The organism is Micromonospora orduensis (assembly GCF_006228125.1).
GTDB lineage: Bacteria > Actinomycetota > Actinomycetes > Mycobacteriales > Micromonosporaceae > Micromonospora > Micromonospora orduensis.
Map to the genome: position 1 here is coordinate 14,205 of NZ_VDFY01000083.1, position 16,210 is coordinate 30,414.

Sequence of the window (16,210 nt, forward strand, 5' to 3'; positions counted from 1 at the left end):
CGACGTCCGTCGGCATGGAGGTCCGGTCGCATGGCATTCGCGCGTAACCAGTGGTACGTGGCCGCCTACGGCAGCGAGGTGGGGCGGAACCTGCTCGCCCGAACGGTGCTCGGTGAGCCGCTGGTGCTGTACCGCACCGGTGCCGGGCAGGCGGTGGCGCTCGCCGACCGGTGCGTACACCGACGCTTCCCGCTGTCGGAGAGCCGGCTCGACGGCGACACGATCGTCTGCGGCTACCACGGCTTCACCTACGATCCGACCGGCGCCTGCGTCTTCGTACCCGGTCAACAGCGCATCCCGCGCACCGCGCGGGTGGTCTCGTTCCCGGTGGTGGAACAGGACTCGTTCATCTGGGTCTGGATCGGCGACCTGGACCGGGCCGACCCGGCTGCGATTCCCCGCGCACCGTGGCTGGCCGACCCGCGCTACGCGGTGGTGCGGGGCATGGTGCCACTGAACGCACGGTACGGCCTGCTGGTGGACAACCTCCTGGACCTGTCCCACGAGACCTATCTGCACGGCGGTTACATCGGCACGCCGGAGGTGGCGAACACCCCGATCACCACCGAGGTGGACGAGGACCGCGGGATCGTCTACGTCAGCCGGCACATGGACGACGCCGAGTGCCCACCGTTCTACGCGCGCTCCACAGGCATCCAGGGCCGGATCACCCGGTGGCAGGACATCGAGTACCACCCGCCCTGCCTCTACCTGCTGCACAGCCGGATCGCGCCGCAGGGTGTCTACCCGCCCGCCGAGGGCGAGGACCGCGAAGCGTTCCACGCCGAGATCGTGTACGCCATCACCCCGTCGACGGAGCACACCACCTACGACTTCTGGGCGGTGGCGCGCGACTTCGCGATCGACGACGAGTCGGTCAGCGAGTACCTCCACCACAGCAATCACATGGTTGTCATGCAGGACGTGACCGCGCTCAACATCCTGGAGCAGGTGATCGCGACCGAGCCGGACAGGTACCAGGAGTTGAGCATCAACATCGACACCGGTGGCCTGGCCGCCCGGCGGCTGCTGGCGCGGATGGTCGGGTCGGGGACGGTGGGAGCGGCGCGGTGAGGTCCCGGGAAGGCTCCCGCACCGGGGGCCGGGTCTACCGGATCCACTGGGTGCCGGGCACCGACACCCTGCGCGGGATCTGCCACTGCGGGGCCGAGCGCCGCACCGAGGAACCGGTCGAGTTGTGGGAGTGGCTGCTCGGCCACCCGCAGGGCCACCAGGGTACGGCCGTGCCGGTGCCCGGACCGCCGAGGCGGCTGGCGATGCGCGAGTGACCGTGGACGTGCTGACCGGTGTCGAGCTGGTGGTCGTCGGCCGCGATCAGGTGGCGGCCGAGGTGGTGGCGATCCGCCTCCGTCGCGCGGACGGCGGTGACCTGCCCGAGTGGACGCCGGGCGCGCACATCGACCTGGCGTTGGGCGCCGGGCTGGCCCGTCAGTACTCCCTCTGCGGTGACCCGGCGGAGCGGTCCGTCCTGCGGATCGCGGTGCAGCGCGAACCGAACGGACGCGGCGGCTCCCGGCTGGCGCACGAGCGGCTCACCGTCGGCGCGACCGTCCGGGTGAGCGGACCGCGCAACACCTTCCCACTGGTCGCGGCGCGGCGCTACCTCTTCATTGCCGGCGGCATCGGTATCACCCCCATCGCACCGATGGTCGCCGCGGCCGACGCCGCGGGCGCCGACTGGCGGCTGGTGTACGGCGGACGCAGCCGGGCCACCATGGCCTTCGCCACCACCCTGCGGGAGAGGTACGGCGACCGGGTGAGCCTGCACCCGCAGGACGAGACCGGGCTGCTCGACCTGGCCGGGTTGTTGGGCCGGCCCGGCACCGGGCTCGTCTACTGCTGCGGCCCGGAACCACTGATCACAGCGGTTGAGGAGCACTGCCGCGGCTGGCCACCCGGCTGCCTGCACGTCGAGCGTTTCACCGCCCGGGGTGACACCGGCGCGCCGGAGACGACGATCGAGGTCGAACTCGCGCTCTCCGGGCGGACGGTGACCGTGCCGCCGGGCACACCGATCCTGCAGGCGGTGGAGGAGGCCGGGGTGCAGGTCCTGTCGTCCTGCCGGGAGGGCACCTGCGGCACCTGCGAGACGCCGGTGCTCGCCGGTGTGCCGGAGCATCGCGACAGCCTGCTCACCGCCGAGGAGCGGGCCGCCGGGGACACCATGATGATCTGTGTCTCCCGGGCCCGTACGCACCGACTCGTGCTGGAGCTGTGAGCGCCCGACGTGGGCGGGGATGATGACGGGGTGCGCGCAGAACCGGGACGGTCGGTGACGAGCAAGGTGCTGGCGTTGCTCGACGCGTTCAGCCCGGCGACCCCGGCGTTGACCCTGAGCGAGTTGGCGCGTCGCACCGGGATGCCACTGCCCACTGTCTACCGGCGGGCGGCGGAGCTGGTCGCGTGGGGGGCGCTGGAGCGCGGCGACGACGGGCGGTACCGGATCGGTCTGCGGCTGTGGGAGGTGGGCTCGCTCGCCCCGAGGGGCCTGGGGCTGCGGGAGCTGGCTCTGCCGGTGATGGAGGACCTGTACGAGGTGACCCACGAGAACGTCCAGCTCGCCGTCCGGCAGGATCTCGAACTCGTCTTCATCGAACGGATCGCCGGGCGGCACGCGGTGCCTGTGCTCACCCGGGTGGGGGGTCGCTTCGCGCTGCACGCCACAGGCGTCGGGCTGGTCCTGCTCGCCCACGCGTCCGCCGAGGTCCAGGAGCAGGTGCTGGCCGCGCCGCTGGAGCGGTACACCGAACTGACCATCACCGACCCGAAGCGGCTGCGTCGCTGCCTCGCCGAGGTGCGCCGGGCCGGGTACGCGGTCAGCGACCGTCAGGTCACGATGGACGCCCTCTCGGTGGCCGCGCCGATCCGCGTACCGGAGGGTGTGGTGGCGGCGATCTCGCTGGTGGTCGCCCACGACCGGGCAGATCCGGTGGCGTTGGCGCCGCTGGTCCAGGCGGCCGGCCGGGTGGTCTCCCGGGCGCTGGCCAGCTCCACAGGCCCTGCCGTCTGATGTAGACAGACTGCAAATTGTTGACGCCCGGCCAAATTCTGCATTACGTTGCCGGTGCGCGTGTTACTCCCCACCTTCGTGCACAGATCGGCATCGACGAAAGGGAGCACTCATGTCACTGGACGGCAAAGTCGCCATCGTCACCGGCGCCGGGCGGGGTCTCGGCCTCGCCTACGCGCAGGAGTTGGCGCGGCGGGGCGCCGCGGTCGTGGTCAACGACGTCGACGCCGAGGCCACGGCCGACGCCGTGGCGACGATCGAGGCGTCCGGCGGTCGGGCCGTCGCGGTGGTCGCACCGGTCGGCCCCACCGAGACCGCGAAGGAACTCGTCAGCACGGCGGTCGAGCACTTCGGACGGCTGGACATTCTCGTCACCAACGCCGGCGTGCTGCGCGACAGCGTGCTGTGGAAGATGAGCGACGACGACTTCGACACCGTCGTCAACGTGCACCTGCGTGGCACGTTCACCACGGTCCGTGAGGCGGTGCAGCACATGCGGCAGGCCGGTGAGGGCGGGCGGATCATCTGCGTCGGTTCACCCACCGGGCAGCGGGGCACCTTCGGCCAGACCAACTACGCGGCCGCCAAGGCGGGCATCGTCGGCATGGTCCGGACCTGGGCGCTGGAGCTGAAGCGGGCCGGCATCACCGCCAATACCGTCGTCCCGGTCGCCGCGACCGCGATGACCGCCACCGTTCCCTACTTCGCGGCGGCGGTGCGGGCCGAGGCGAACGGCGAGCCGATGCCCGCGTTCTTCCGACACGAGCTGGGATTCGGCACGGCGGACGACGTGGCCGGGCTGGTCGCGTTCCTCGGTTCCGACGCGGCGGCCTCGGTGACCGGGCAGGTGATCGGTGTGGGCGGGGACCGCCTGCAGATCTGGACCCACCCCCAGGCGGCGTTGACCGCGCACCGTGAGGGCGGCTGGACGTACGACGCGCTGGTGGAGGCCTGGCCGACGACGTTCGCCGGCGCCGCGCAGAGTGTCGGCGAACGCTTCCCGAAACTCCCCGAGGAGTTCGAGCCCGCGCCGTCCTGACCGGCCCGAGCAGACCTGCCCGCACCGACCCGCCCGACGAAGGTTGGCCCCATGTACCAGCCCGCGATCGACCTCGACGACGTCACGGCGATCGACATGCACGTGCACATCGAGGTCGACGACCACGGTCACACCTCACTGCCCGAACCGCTCGTGGCGGCGGCGTCGGCGTACTTCAAGACCGACGGCCCACGGCCCGCTGTCGACGCGGTGGCGCGGTACTACCGCGAGCGGCAGATGGCGGCTGTCGTCTTCACCGTGGACGCGCGTACCCAACTGAAGCACCAGCCACTGTCCAGCGTCGAGATCGCCCGCGCGGCGGCCGAGCACGCCGACGTGCTCATCCCGTTCGGGTCGGTCGACCCGCGCACCGGGGGAGCGGCAGTCGAACTCGCCGACCGGTTGATCCGGGAGGAGGGCGTACGCGGCTTCAAGTTCCACCCCACCGTGCAGGGCTTCGACCCCAGCCACGACGAGTACGCGCCGCTGTGGGGCCTGCTGGAGCGGGCCGGCGTCCCGGCACTCTTCCACACCGGGCAGACCGGCATCGGCGCGGGTACGCCGGGCGGTTACGGCCTGCGCCTCGGCCGGTCGAACCCGATCCTGCTCGACCCGATCGCGGCCGACTTCCCCGACCTCCAGATCATCATGGCTCACCCGTCGGTGCCCTGGCAGGACGAGGCGTTGTCGGTGGCCACGCACAAGCACAATACCTGGATCGACCTGTCCGGCTGGAGCCCGAAGTACTTCCCGGCCGAGCTGGTGCGCTACGCGAACTCGCTGCTGAAGCGCCGGGTGCTCTTCGGCACCGACTACCCGATGCTCACCCCGGACCGGTGGCTTCGCGACGTGCAGTCGACCGACCTCAAGCCGGAGGTGCTCCCGGGCATCCTGAAGCACAACGCGGCCCGACTGCTGGGCCTGGCCCGGTGACGACGAGAGGAAACGCCATGACGACGACCATCACCTACGAGCGGCTCGGCGACCTTGCCGGCACCGACCTCGGCCACACCGGATACCGCACGGTCACCCAGGACCAGGTGGACCTGTTCGCGGACGCCACGGACGACCACCAGTGGATCCACGTCGACCCGGAACGGGCGAAGACCGGCCCGTTCGGCGCGCCGATCGCGCACGGCTTCCTCACCCTCTCCCTGGCGGTTCCCTTCTGGACCGAGCTGCTCGAGGTCAAGGGCGTGACCACGAAGGTGAACTACGGCCTCGACAAGGTGCGCTTCCCCGCGCCGGTCGCGGTCGGGGCTCGGGTGCGCATGCGGGCCACAGTCGTCGAGGTCGTCGAGGTCCGCGGCGGCTACCAGCTCGCCGTCGACCAGACGATCGAGATCGAGGGCGGGGCCAAGCCGGCGGTCGTCGCGCGCGGGCTGTACCGCTTTTACGCCTGAGCCCGGGGGCATCCGTCGAGCCGGGCGAGCACACCACCTCCACCCCCAGGAGAATGATGATGCACCAGCACGGAATTGGCGCGTGGCTGGCCAAGCGCCGGCTCAAGTCCCCGGACCAGATCGCGATCATCCACGGCCGCCGGTCGCCCATGACGTACCGCCAGTTCGCCGACGCCACGGACCGGATCTCCGCGGTGCTGCGGGAGCGGGGCGTCGGCAACGGCGACTCCGTCGCCTACCTGGGGGAGAACAGCCCCGAACTCCTTCAGGTGATGTTCGGGGCGGCGCAGGTCGGGGCGGTCTTCGTGCCGGTCAACACCCGGCTCGCCGCACCCGAGATCGGCTACGTCCTCGCCGACTGTGCCGCGCGGGTGCTGATCCACGACCCGGACTTCGCGGTGCCGGTGGCCTCCGCCGCGGGGACCGCCCGGACCCCGCACGTCATCGTCAACGACGAGGGCAGCGCGGACCGGCCCGGGCTGGCCCGGCTTGCCCGAGGCGCCGTCACCCCGTTCACCGACCATGCCGACACCGCCCATGGGGATCCGGCGGCGATCGTCTACACCTCGGGCACGACCGGCCGGGCCAAGGGCGCGGTGCTGACCCATGGCAACCTCACCTGGGTGGCGCTCAACTGTGTGGTCGACTACGACGTCGTCTCCACCGACGTCGCGCTGATGATCTCGCCGCTGTTCCACGTCGCCTCGCTCGGGATGGGCGCCCTGCCCGTCATCCTCAAGGGCGCCACGATGGTCATCGAGAGGGGCTTCGAGCCGGGCCGCGCGCTCGCGCAGATCGAGCGGCACGGGGTCACCATGCTCAGCGGTGTGCCGACCACCTACCAGCTGCTGGCCGACCACCCCGCCTGGGCGTCGACCGACCTGTCGACGTTGACGAAGCTCACCTGCGGAGGTTCGGCGGTGCCGGCCCGCATCCTCAACGCGTACGAGGCGCGGGGCCTGTCGTTCTCCCAGGGTTACGGAATGACCGAGGCCGCGCCGGGCGCCACCGCGCTGCCGCCCACGATGACCCGCGTCAAGCAGGGCAGTGTCGGTCTGCCGCACTTCTTCACCGACGTGCGGATCACCGATGCGGCCGGTGCGGTGCTGCCCGCCGGCGCTGTCGGTGAGATCGAGGTGGCCGGTCCCAACGTCTTCCCCGGCTACCACGGGCTGCCGGAGGCGACCGCCGAGGCGTTCACGGCCGACGGGTGGTTCCGCTCCGGCGACCTCGGCCACCTGGACGCCGACGGTTACCTCTACATCTCCGGCCGCCTCAAGGACATGATCATTTCGGGGGGCGAGAACATCTACCCGCTCGAACTCGAGCAGCTGCTCACCGAGGTCGACGGGGTGACCTCGGCCGCGGTCATCGGCGTACCGGACGAGCGGTGGGGGGAGGTGCCGTGGGCGATCGTGACCGTACGGGAGGGGGCGTCCGTGGACACCGCCACCGTCCGGGCCCGCCTGGACGGCAGGATCGCGCGCTACAAGCTCCCGAAGAACGTCGTCATCGTGGACGAGCTGCCGCGGACGGCGTCGGGGAAGGTGCGGAAGGCCGATCTGCGGACCCGATTCGGCGCCTAGCTGAGGGCCGGGCCGCGACGAGTTCGGCGAACTCCGCAGCGGACGCCTCAGCCAGCGTGTCGTGCACCCGGCGGTAGGTCCGCACCGATCTCGCGGCGGGCCATTGCGCGTCCATGAACTCGGCCGGCAGCCTCGGGTCGGCGCGCAGCAGCGCGAGCCAGTCCGCCACGAGCATGGTTCGTACGGTGAGGGCGCTCGGCGCCATCGCCAGCGCGGACGGGTCGTCCCACACCTCGATGAAGGCGAGGTGCGCGTGTCGGATCGCCTCGATGTCCCAGGCCGCGCGCACGCTCTCGCCGATCGGGAAGCCGGCGAGTTCGCGGGCGTGGAAGGCGACCACGGTGTTGGGCGCGAGGTCCTGCCGCAGCCGCTCCAACGACCCGGCGAGGTCGACCTCGCCGGGCGCCAGCCAGAGCCCGTCCCGGAGCGGCGCGAAGCCCTCCCAGGTGAGGGTCGAACGCAGCCGGTGCCGCAGCATCCGCTGGCCCTCCGGGATCGAGAAGGTGACAAGGGTCCACCCGCTGCCCTGTGGGTCGAACGGCCGCGGCCCGCGAACGCGGTACGTCGCCTCGCGCAGCACCGCGGCCCCGTGCTCGGTCAGTGAGAACAGCGTCTCCCGGCCGCGCCTGCTGCGGGCGAGGATACCGCTGTGCACGAGACGGTCGAGGGTCGCGCGGGTGGCCGGCGCGGCGACGTCCGCGCCTTCCAGCACGTTGATCAGGGCGCTCGCCCGGATGGGCCCCGTGGCGGCGTCGACGACGTGCTCGCCGAAGAAGGCGAGCAACAACTGCTTCGGCTGACGACTACCCACAGCGCTTCCCTTCGGCGAACTCGTTGGCCTGGCCGCCGATCACCGCGCGGATCGCGGGGCCACAGCCTGCCCGCGCTTGGCCCGCTGGATCTGGTCGTAGACGTGCGTCCGCAGTTCCGTGAAACGGGGCAGAGCGCGGGTCGTGATCTGATCGCGCTCCGGCGGCAGGTCGATCGCGAGGTCCTCCTGGACCCAGGTCGGCGACGTGGACAATACTAGAACCCGCTGACCGAGATACACCGACTCGTCGATGTCGTGGGTGACGAAGACAACCGAGATGGTGCGGCTGGCGTGCAGCTCGCGGACCAGGTCCTCCAGGTCGGCCCGGGTCTGCGCGTCGACGGCGGCGAACGGCTCGTCCATGATCAGGACGTCGGGCTGGTAGGCGACCGCTCGCGCGATCGCCACCCGCTGTTGCATCCCCCCGGAGAGCTGCCACGGGTGGCTTCGCGCGGCGTGCGCGAGGCCTACCGCCTCAAGAGCGTCGACGACCAGCTTGTTCCGGGCCGCCCGGGTGAGCCTCTTGTGCCGCAGTGGCAGCTCGACGTTCCCGCGCACCGTCAGCCAGGGGTAGAGGCTGCGACCGTACTCCTGGAACACCACGGCCATGGCCGGGCTGGGCCCGGTCACCGGCGAGCCGTCCATCTCGACCACGCCGCTGGTGGGCCGCAGCAGGCCGGCCAGGCACTTCAGCAGGGTGGTCTTGCCACAACCGGACGGCCCGACGATGCAGACGAGCTCACCGGCGTCCATGGTGAAGCTGATGTCCCCGATCGCCTCGACGGTGCCCGTCGCCGACTCGTAGACCTTCCGCAGGTGCTCCACCCGCAGCAGGGTGCTCCGATCAGGCACGGTTGACCTCCCTGATTCCGTGGTACCAGCGCAGAACACGCCGTTCGACGAGACCGAAAGCTACGGCGAGGAAGACGCCGACGAGACCGAGGAGGAGGATGCCACTCCACATCTCGGCGATCAGGTAGTTGCGCTGGAAGTAGGCGATCCGGTAGCCGAGGCCGGAGGAGGAGGCGAACATCTCGGAGATGACCATCAGGATCAGCGCTACCGAGAGGGCCTGCCGGACCCCGGCCATGATCCGTGGGCTGGCGGCCGGAAGCACGAGGAACCAGAGCCGCTCCCACCAGGTGACCTGGAACGATTCCGCGGTCTCCGTCATGACGCTGTCCGTCCCCCGGACACCGTCGATCGTGTTCAGCAGGATCGGCCAGACCGCGCCGGAGGCGATCACGACGACCTTCATGGTGTCGGTGATCCCGAGCAGGAGCATCACCACCGGGATCAGCACCGGTGGCGGGATGGCCCGGAGGAACTCCAGCAGCGGTTCGAGGAGTTCGCGCAACCAGCGGGTCAGGCCGATGACGGTGCCGGCGGCGATGCCGAGCACGATCGACGCGGCGACACCGAGGCCGAGGCGGGCGAGGCTGGGCAGCACGTCCTCGACGAACGCCGGGCCGACCCAGGTCTCCCGGAAGGCTTCGGCGATCGTCAACGGGTCGGGGAAGAACCGACTCGTCGTCCTCGTCGCCACCAGACCCCAGAGCACCAGCAGCAGCGTCGGCAGCCCCAGCGGGTAGAGCAGGCTCGTCGCGATCCGGGATCCGACCGTCCGGCTGCGTGCCGTGCTGGCGATCCGCCCGGTGTACGCGGTCACAACGGCTCCTCTCCTCGTACCGACTGGTGCCACGACAGCACCCGACGCTCGATGAACCGGAAGACGATGTTCACCATGAGCCCGAGCAGGCCGGTGACCACGACCAGCGCGTACAGGCCGGCGGCGTCTCCGGCGGACCGGGACAGCTCGATCATGCGCCCGAGGCCGGGGTTACCGATCACCATCTCCGCGGTGATGGCGAGGATGAGCGCGACCGCCGCCGCGAGCCGCAGGCCCGTCATGAGGTACGGCAGGGTGGTGGGCAGGACGAGGTGCGACAACTGCTCCCGCCGGGTCAGACCGAAACTGCGGGCGGTGTCGCGAGCCACCACGTCGACGTCGGCGACGCCGTAGATCACCTGCACGAACACCTGCCAGAACGACGCGTAGACGATGATGACGAGGGCGGCCTGCCGCTGGATGCCGAACATCAGCACGGCGATCGGGATAAGGGCGACCGACGGGATCGGTCGCAGGAACTCGACAACCGTGTGGGTCGCGCGCCGCAGGAACGGCACCAACCCGACGACCGTGCCGAGGACGACGGCGGCGACCGTCGCCACCGTCAGGCCGATCCCCCAGGACGTCATGGTGCTGCCCAGCCGCCGCCAGAACGCGAGGTCGACGAGCTGCTCGAACAGCCGCTCCAGCACGTCCGTCACGTACGGCAGATACAGCGGGTTGATCAGGCCCAGCGTCGGGATCAGCTGCCAGACGACGAGGAACCCGGTCAGGCCGACGACGCCCAGCATCGCTTTGCGTAACGCGCGCAGGCGTCGGGTGGGGAACACGCGCATGTCACTCCCGTCGTCAGGCGGGCGGCGAGGCCCTCCCCGGTCCGGGGGTCGGGGAGGGCGGGATCGCGCCAGCTACTGCTGCTGGATGAGACGGTCGAAGTTGGGTTGCTTGTCGAGAACCTTGTACTTCTGCGCGAGCTCGGCGAGCGTCTGCAGGCTCGACCGGTCGACCTCCCAACCGAAGGCCGGCAGCCGCACCGACTCGGCCACCGGCGGGGGCAGCTGCAGGTTGTCCTTGATGGCCTGCCGCAGCGCCGCCTCGTTGGCGGGGTCCTTGGCCCACTCCAGCGTCTTCTTCATCGCCGCGGTGAAGTCCTCGACCAGCTTGGCGTCTTTCTCAGTGCGTTCCTTTGTGGTAATCGTGGTGAGCGTGGTCAGGCCGGGCACCACCGCCTGGTAGGGGGCGACGACGAAGGTGTCGCCGCGGGCCTTCAGTTGGGTGACGAAGGGCTCCGGCACCCAGGCGGCGTCGATGTTGCCGGATTCGAGTTGGGCTGGGGCGTCCGGGAAGGCGACCTCGACGAACTTGATCGTCGACGGGTCGCCGCCGTCCTTCTCGACCGCCGCCATGATCGTCACGTCGCCGGCCGCGCCCAGGCTGTTTACCGAGACCCGCTTGCCAGCGAGGTCGGCCGGCCGCTTGATGCCGGACTTCGCCGAGGCGACCACGGCGTTGATGTCGTCGCCGTCGGCGTACGAGGAGGCGTAGTTGCCGATGATGACGACGCCGAGATCCCGCAGGTCGGCCCGGAACGGGCCGAAGGGCTGGCCGATGGCGAAGTCGATGTCGCCGTTCAGGAGCGCGGGAATGGCCTGCGCGCCGCCCTGGGCCGGCAGCACCTCGACCTGGAGCCCGCGCTCGGCGAAGATGCCCGCCTTGATGCCGCCCCACAGCGCGGCGGTCTCGGTGATGGGCAGCGCCGCGACCCGGACCTTGCGCAGGTCGCCCGAGGTCTGGTCGGACGGGTTGGACGCGTCGGAGTCGGTACATCCGGTGAGGGCGATCGCGGTAGCGGCGATCAGCCCGAGAGCCATGACCTTCTTCATTGACGAGGCCCTTCCTGGGCGGGGGTGGTGGGTGCGTCGGAAGTCGGCGGATGCCTCGGATCTGCAGGTGAACTACCGCTGCGTGGGGGCGCACGCCGCTGTGTTGGCCATGGTCAGTCACCCCGGCATTGAATGTCAATAATTTCTGACGCCCGTCATGAATAAGTTGAACAACGCTCTGCTGTGGAGGCGTCGCACCGGCTCGCGCTCAGACCTCGGGCAGGCCCACGTAGTTCTCGGACAGGCTCCTGGCGTACGCCTCGGAGGTGGCGACGTACCTCAGCGTGGCGGTCTGCAGCTTCGTCTCGTACGGGTCGTCGCGCTCCAGCCGGTGCAGCATCGAGGTCATCCACCAGGAGAAGTGCTGGGCCCGCCAGACCCGGCGTAGCGCCGTGGCCGAGTAGCCGTCCAGCAGATCGGTGCGGCCCTCGTCATACCACGCGGCGAAGGCGTCCCCGAGCAGCGCGACGTCGGCGAGGGCAAGGTTCATGCCCTTCGCGCCGGTGGGCGGGACGATGTGCACGGCGTCCCCGGCCAGGAACAGCCGCTCCCACCGCATCGGCTCGACCACGAAGCTGCGCATTCCGGTGATGGACTTCTCCAGGATCGGCCCCTCGTTGAGCGACCAGCCCGGCACCGTCTCCAACCGGGCGCGCAGCTCCGTCCAGATCCGCTCGTCCGGCCACGCGGCGATGTCCTCGTCCGGCGCGACCTGTAGGTACAGCCGGGAGATCTCGGGGGAGCGCATGCTGTAGAGGGCGAAACCCCGCTCGTGGTTGGCGTAGATGAGTTCGTCCACCGCCGGCGCCGCGGCGGCGAGGACGCCCAACCAGGCAAAGGGGTACGCCCGCTCGTAGGTGGTCAGCACCCCCTCGGGCACCGCGGCGCGGCTCACCCCGTGGAACCCGTCGCAGCCGGCCACGAAATCGCAGTGCAGCTCCTCGTCCCGCCCGTCGCGTCGAAAGTGGACGACCGGCGTGTCCGAGTCGAGGCCGTCCAGGCGTACCGCGTCGGCCTCGAAGAGGATCGAGCCACCGGCCGCGAGTCGGGCGGCGATCAGGTCCTTGACCACCTCCTGCTGCCCGTAGACGGTGATCGCCCGCCCGGTCAGCTCCGCCATCGGCACCCGGTGTGACTCCCCGGCGAAGCGCAGCTCGATGCCCTCGTGGCGCAGCCCCTCCCGCCGCAGCCGCTCACCGACGCCGCTGCGGCAGAGCAGGTCGACCGAGCCCTGTTCGAGGACCCCGGCCCGGAGCCGGTGCTCGACGTGGTCGCGGCTGCGGCTCTCCAACACCACAGACTCGATTCCGCGCAGGTGCAGCAGGTGCGACAGCATGAGCCCCGCCGGCCCCGCGCCGACGATGCCGACCTGGGTACGCATTCCCGGCATGCTCCTGTCCTCCCGGCGTCAGAACGGGTACCGGGTGATGGCGCCCTGCACGGTGAGCCACTGGGTCTCGGTGAACGCCTCGACATTCGCCGCGGGCCCCCCGAACCGGGAGCCGGTGCCGGACGCCCCCACCCCACCGAACGGCGCCACCGCCTCGTCGCTCACTGTCTGATCGTTGATGTGCACGATCCCGCTGGGGATCCGGTCGGCGAGGGCCATCGCCCTCATCACGTCGCGGCCGAGGATCCCCAGCGACAGGCCGTACTCGGTCTGCCGGGCCAGCCGCACGGCCTCGTCCTGGTCGGAGAAGGTGATCACCGGCGCGACCGGGCCGAAGACCTCCTGGGCGTACGCCGGGGTCGCGGGGGTGACGTCGGTGAGCACCGTCGGCCGATAGAACAGCCCCTCGTACGTGCCCCCGGCCGCCAGTCGGGCGCCCGCATCGACGCTCGCCGTGACCAGTGCGTGGACCTTGTCGCGCTGGCGCTCGTCGATGATCGGCCCGAGCGCCACCTGCTCCTTCGCCGGGTCGCCGACCGGCAGGTGGTTCGCCTTCTCCGCCAGCCGCTCGACGTACCGTTCGGACAGACTCTCGTGCACCAGGTGCCGGCCGGTGGTCATGCAGATCTGGCCCTGATGCAGGAACGACCCCCAGGCGCCGGCGGAGACCGCGAGGTCCAGATCGGCGTCGTCGAGCACGATCAGCGCCGAGTTGCCGCCGAGTTCGAGATGTGCGCGTTTGAGGTGGCGTGCCGCCGCCTCGCCGACCTTGCGGCCGGCAGCGGTCGACCCGGTGAAGCTGATCACCCGTACGTTCGGGTCGGCCACCAGCGCCTCCCCGACCTCGACCCCGCCGGGAAGGACGTGCAGCAGCCCGTCGGGCAGGCCGGCCTCCTCGAAGACCCGGGCGATCGAGACACCGCCGCAGACCGCAGTGCGCGGATCGGGCTTGAGCACCACGGCGTTGCCCAGCGCCAGGGCCGGGGCGACGGAACGGGTGGCCAGGATGAGCGGGAAGTTGAACGGGGCGATGACCCCGACGACGCCGACGGGCAACCGGCGAGCCAGGCTGAGCCGCGGTTGCGCGCTTGGGATGATCTCGCCGAGCGGGTGCGAGGCCAGCGCCGCCGCCTCGTAGCACTCCTGCGCGGCGGTGTCGGTCTCGACGCCGGCCTTGGGTGGGATGGACCCGGACTCCCGCACGATCCAGTCGCCGATCTCGGCGGCGTGCTGCTCGAACAGCTGCCCGGCCCGGCGCAGCACCGCGGCCCGTTCGGCGTAGCCGGTGGCGGCCCAGGCGCGCTGGGCGGCGGCGGCGCGAGCGCAGGCGCGCGTCACGTCCTCGGCGTTCGCCACGCCGACCTGGCCGATCTCCTCGCCGGTGGCGGGGGATCGCACGGGTGCCGTGCCGCCGGCCGGTTCCACCCAGCCGTCGCTGTGCAGGGTGCCCTGCCAGGTTGTGACGTCCAGCAGTGTCATGGCGGTCCTCCTCGGAGGTGTTCGCTAACCGAACGGCCGTTCTCTCCATGAACGTTGGCACGTGGTCCGGCTCGCGTCAACGCATCGCCCGACATGAGTGCCGAGCACTGTGGACGGCGATTCGGCTCGTCGTTGACGGATGCCGTTCCCCGTCGTACGTTCGAGATGAGTACGGCAGTCCGCATAGCGAACGGCTGGCGGCAGCACGGTTCGGGCAGGAGGCGGGGAGGCCCATGGCGAAGCTCGTCTCGCTGGCCGACGGCGTGGCGCACCTGGTCGGCGACGGCGACGTGGTGGCCCTGGAAGGGTTCACGCACCTCATTCCGTTCGCCGCCGGCCACGAGATCATCCGCCAGGGGCGGCAGGAGCTGACCCTCGTGCGGATGACCCCCGACGTCATCTACGACCAGCTCATCGGGGCGGGCTGCGCCCGTCGCCTGGTCTTCTCCTGGGGTGGCAACCCGGGCGTCGGGTCGCTGCACCGCTTCCGGGACGCCGTGCAGCACGCCTGGCCACGCCCGCTCGACCTGGAGGAGCACAGTCACGCGGGCATGGCCAACCGGTACGTCGCCGGGGCGTCCGGGCTGCCGTTCGCCGTCCTGCGCGGCTACACCGGCACCGACCTGCCCGGGCACACCACCAACATCCGGCCCATCACCTGCCCGTTCACCGGCGAGACGCTGACCGCCGTCCCCGCCCTGCGTCCGGACGCGACGGTGGTGCACGCCCAGCGCGCCGACCGGAACGGCAACGTGCAGATGTGGGGCATCACCGGCGTGCAGAAGGAGGCGGTGCTCGCCGCCCACCGGTCACTGGTCACCGTCGAGGAGATCGTTGACGAGTTGGAACCCGTACCCGGGCAGGTGATCCTGCCCGGCTGGGCGGTCACCGCGGTGGCCGAGGTGCCCGGTGGCGCGCACCCCTCCTACGCCCACGGCTACTCGGTGCGGGACAACGACTTCTACCGGGACTGGGACGCCGTCAGCCGGCACCGCGACACCTTCCGGGCCTGGCTGGACGAGCACGTGCACAAGGCCAACGCGGCGGCATGAGTCAGCGCGGCGAGCGGGGGGACCCGATGGCGGACTGGACCGCGGACGAGATGATGACCGTCGCCGCCGCACGGCAACTACGCGACGGCACCGCCTGCTTCGTCGGGATCGGGCTGCCCAGCACCGCGGCGAACCTCGCCCGGGCGACCCACGCCCCGAACCTGGTGCTCATCTACGAATCCGGGTGCCTCGGTGCGAAGCCGGACCGGCTTCCGCTCTCCATCGGAGACGGGATCCTCGCCGACACCGCTGACGCGGTCGTCTCGGTGCCCGAGGTGTTCAACTACTGGCTCCAGCCCGGCCGGATCGACGTGGGCTTCCTCGGCGCCGCGCAGCTCGACCGCTACGGCAACATCAACACCACTGTCGTCGGCGGCGACTACGACGCCCCGACGGTCCGGCTGCCCGGCGCCGGTGGCGCCCCGGAGATCGCCGCCTCCTGCGGCGAGGTCGTGGTGATCGTCCGGCAGGACCTTCGGACGTTCACCGAACGGGTCGACTTCGTCACCTCGGTCGGGTACGGGACGGGCCCGGGCGACCGGGAGCGACTCGGTCTGCGGGGCGGCGGCCCCCGGGTGGTGATCACCGACCTCGGCGTCCTCGCACCCGACCCGGTCACCTGCGAACTCACCCTGACCCACCTGCACCCCGGCGTGACCCGGGAGCAGGCGCGGGCGGCCACCGGCTGGGACCTCGCCGTCGCCGACGGGCTGGCCACCGGTGCGCCGCCGACGGCACGCGAACTCGCGGTGCTGCGGGCGCTGGAGGCGACGAAGTCCGACGGGAGACGACAATGACCACTCAGGACACCCAGGCCGGCAGTGGTCTGGTGCTACCGCGGTACCGACCTGCGGCGTTGGCCTGCCAGATCTCGACAAGCGTGTGGGGTACCGGTCGGCCGTCACC

General features: G+C 70.9%; 18 protein-coding genes. 10 read left to right on the top strand and 8 right to left on the bottom strand.

Translation table 11 applies throughout. The annotated features are described in order from the left end of the window. The first annotated feature begins 30 nt into the window (after positions 1 to 30). The 8 genes from FHG89_RS03565 to FHG89_RS03600 all read left to right on the top strand — a co-directional run bounded on the left by FHG89_RS03565 (position 31) and on the right by FHG89_RS03600 (position 7,059). Positions 31 to 1,074: an aromatic ring-hydroxylating dioxygenase subunit alpha gene (locus FHG89_RS03565; protein ID WP_139582738.1), complete on the top strand. Its 1,044-nt coding sequence runs from the start codon at positions 31 to 33 to the stop codon at positions 1,072 to 1,074. Beyond that, positions 1,071 to 1,289, top strand: a complete 219-nt coding sequence (locus tag FHG89_RS03570; protein ID WP_139582739.1) for a hypothetical protein — start codon at positions 1,071 to 1,073, stop codon at positions 1,287 to 1,289. Before FHG89_RS03565 ends, FHG89_RS03570 begins: the two co-directional genes overlap by 4 nt. Next, a complete protein-coding gene (locus FHG89_RS03575; protein WP_341874243.1) occupies positions 1,286 to 2,239 on the top strand; it encodes a PDR/VanB family oxidoreductase in 954 nt (317 codons plus the stop codon). Before FHG89_RS03570 ends, FHG89_RS03575 begins: the two co-directional genes overlap by 4 nt. A gap of 30 nt (positions 2,240 to 2,269) precedes the next feature. Beyond that, positions 2,270 to 3,031, top strand: a complete 762-nt coding sequence (locus FHG89_RS03580) for an IclR family transcriptional regulator (RefSeq protein WP_139582740.1) — start codon at positions 2,270 to 2,272, stop codon at positions 3,029 to 3,031. 112 nt (positions 3,032 to 3,143) lie between these two features. Next, on the top strand, positions 3,144 to 4,070 hold the full coding sequence (locus tag FHG89_RS03585; RefSeq protein WP_139582741.1) for an SDR family oxidoreductase: 927 nt from the start codon (positions 3,144 to 3,146) through the stop codon (positions 4,068 to 4,070). Positions 4,071 to 4,121: 51 nt separating this feature from the next. After that, positions 4,122 to 5,003: an amidohydrolase family protein gene (locus tag FHG89_RS03590; protein ID WP_139582742.1), complete on the top strand. Its 882-nt coding sequence runs from the start codon at positions 4,122 to 4,124 to the stop codon at positions 5,001 to 5,003. A 17-nt stretch (positions 5,004 to 5,020) separates the two neighbouring features. Continuing rightward, positions 5,021 to 5,473: a MaoC family dehydratase gene (locus FHG89_RS03595; protein WP_139582743.1), complete on the top strand. Its 453-nt coding sequence runs from the start codon at positions 5,021 to 5,023 to the stop codon at positions 5,471 to 5,473. A gap of 59 nt (positions 5,474 to 5,532) precedes the next feature. After that, positions 5,533 to 7,059, top strand: coding sequence for an acyl-CoA synthetase (locus FHG89_RS03600; protein WP_167517333.1), 1,527 nt, complete (start codon positions 5,533 to 5,535; stop codon positions 7,057 to 7,059). Here FHG89_RS03600 and FHG89_RS03605 read toward each other — a convergent pair. The 7 genes from FHG89_RS03605 to FHG89_RS03635 form a co-directional block, all read right to left on the bottom strand. Beyond that, entirely contained in the window at positions 6,983 to 7,870 is an 888-nt protein-coding gene (locus FHG89_RS03605) for a PaaX family transcriptional regulator (RefSeq protein ID WP_139582747.1), read from the bottom strand. The two genes, FHG89_RS03600 and FHG89_RS03605, sit on opposite strands and share 77 nt — an antisense overlap. Positions 7,871 to 7,909: 39 nt before the next feature. Continuing rightward, positions 7,910 to 8,722 carry an ABC transporter ATP-binding protein gene (locus FHG89_RS03610; RefSeq protein ID WP_139582749.1) on the bottom strand — a complete coding sequence of 271 codons (813 nt, stop codon included), beginning with the start codon at positions 8,720 to 8,722 and terminating at the stop codon, positions 7,910 to 7,912. Continuing rightward, entirely contained in the window at positions 8,715 to 9,539 is an 825-nt protein-coding gene (locus FHG89_RS03615; protein ID WP_139582751.1) for an ABC transporter permease, read from the bottom strand. Before FHG89_RS03615 ends, FHG89_RS03610 begins: the two co-directional genes overlap by 8 nt. Next, entirely contained in the window at positions 9,536 to 10,336 is an 801-nt protein-coding gene (locus tag FHG89_RS03620; RefSeq protein WP_139582753.1) for an ABC transporter permease, read from the bottom strand. The genes FHG89_RS03615 and FHG89_RS03620 overlap by 4 nt, the downstream gene beginning before the upstream one ends. A 72-nt stretch (positions 10,337 to 10,408) precedes the next feature. Beyond that, entirely contained in the window at positions 10,409 to 11,371 is a 963-nt protein-coding gene (locus FHG89_RS03625) for an ABC transporter substrate-binding protein (protein WP_244295132.1), read from the bottom strand. A gap of 220 nt (positions 11,372 to 11,591) precedes the next feature. Continuing rightward, positions 11,592 to 12,773, bottom strand: a complete 1,182-nt coding sequence (gene pobA / locus FHG89_RS03630) for a 4-hydroxybenzoate 3-monooxygenase (RefSeq protein WP_244295133.1) — start codon at positions 12,771 to 12,773, stop codon at positions 11,592 to 11,594. 18 nt (positions 12,774 to 12,791) lie between these two features. After that, the gene (locus tag FHG89_RS03635; protein WP_139582756.1) at positions 12,792 to 14,252 is read right to left on the bottom strand and encodes a benzaldehyde dehydrogenase; all 1,461 of its coding nucleotides are present in this window, start codon (positions 14,250 to 14,252) and stop codon (positions 12,792 to 12,794) included. A 233-nt stretch (positions 14,253 to 14,485) separates the two neighbouring features. Here FHG89_RS03635 and FHG89_RS03640 point away from each other — a divergent pair, with 233 nt between their 5' ends. Beyond that, complete coding sequence (locus FHG89_RS03640) at positions 14,486 to 15,304, top strand: CoA transferase subunit A (RefSeq protein ID WP_139582758.1); 819 nt, start codon at positions 14,486 to 14,488, stop codon at positions 15,302 to 15,304. Then, the gene (locus FHG89_RS03645) at positions 15,301 to 16,101 is read left to right on the top strand and encodes a CoA-transferase subunit beta (protein WP_244295135.1); all 801 of its coding nucleotides are present in this window, start codon (positions 15,301 to 15,303) and stop codon (positions 16,099 to 16,101) included. Before FHG89_RS03640 ends, FHG89_RS03645 begins: the two co-directional genes overlap by 4 nt. Before the next feature lie 4 nt (positions 16,102 to 16,105). Here FHG89_RS03645 and FHG89_RS34390 read toward each other — a convergent pair. Further along, positions 16,106 to 16,210: dioxygenase family protein (locus FHG89_RS34390; protein ID WP_482809816.1), on the bottom strand; the 105-nt coding region annotated here is incomplete at its 5' end.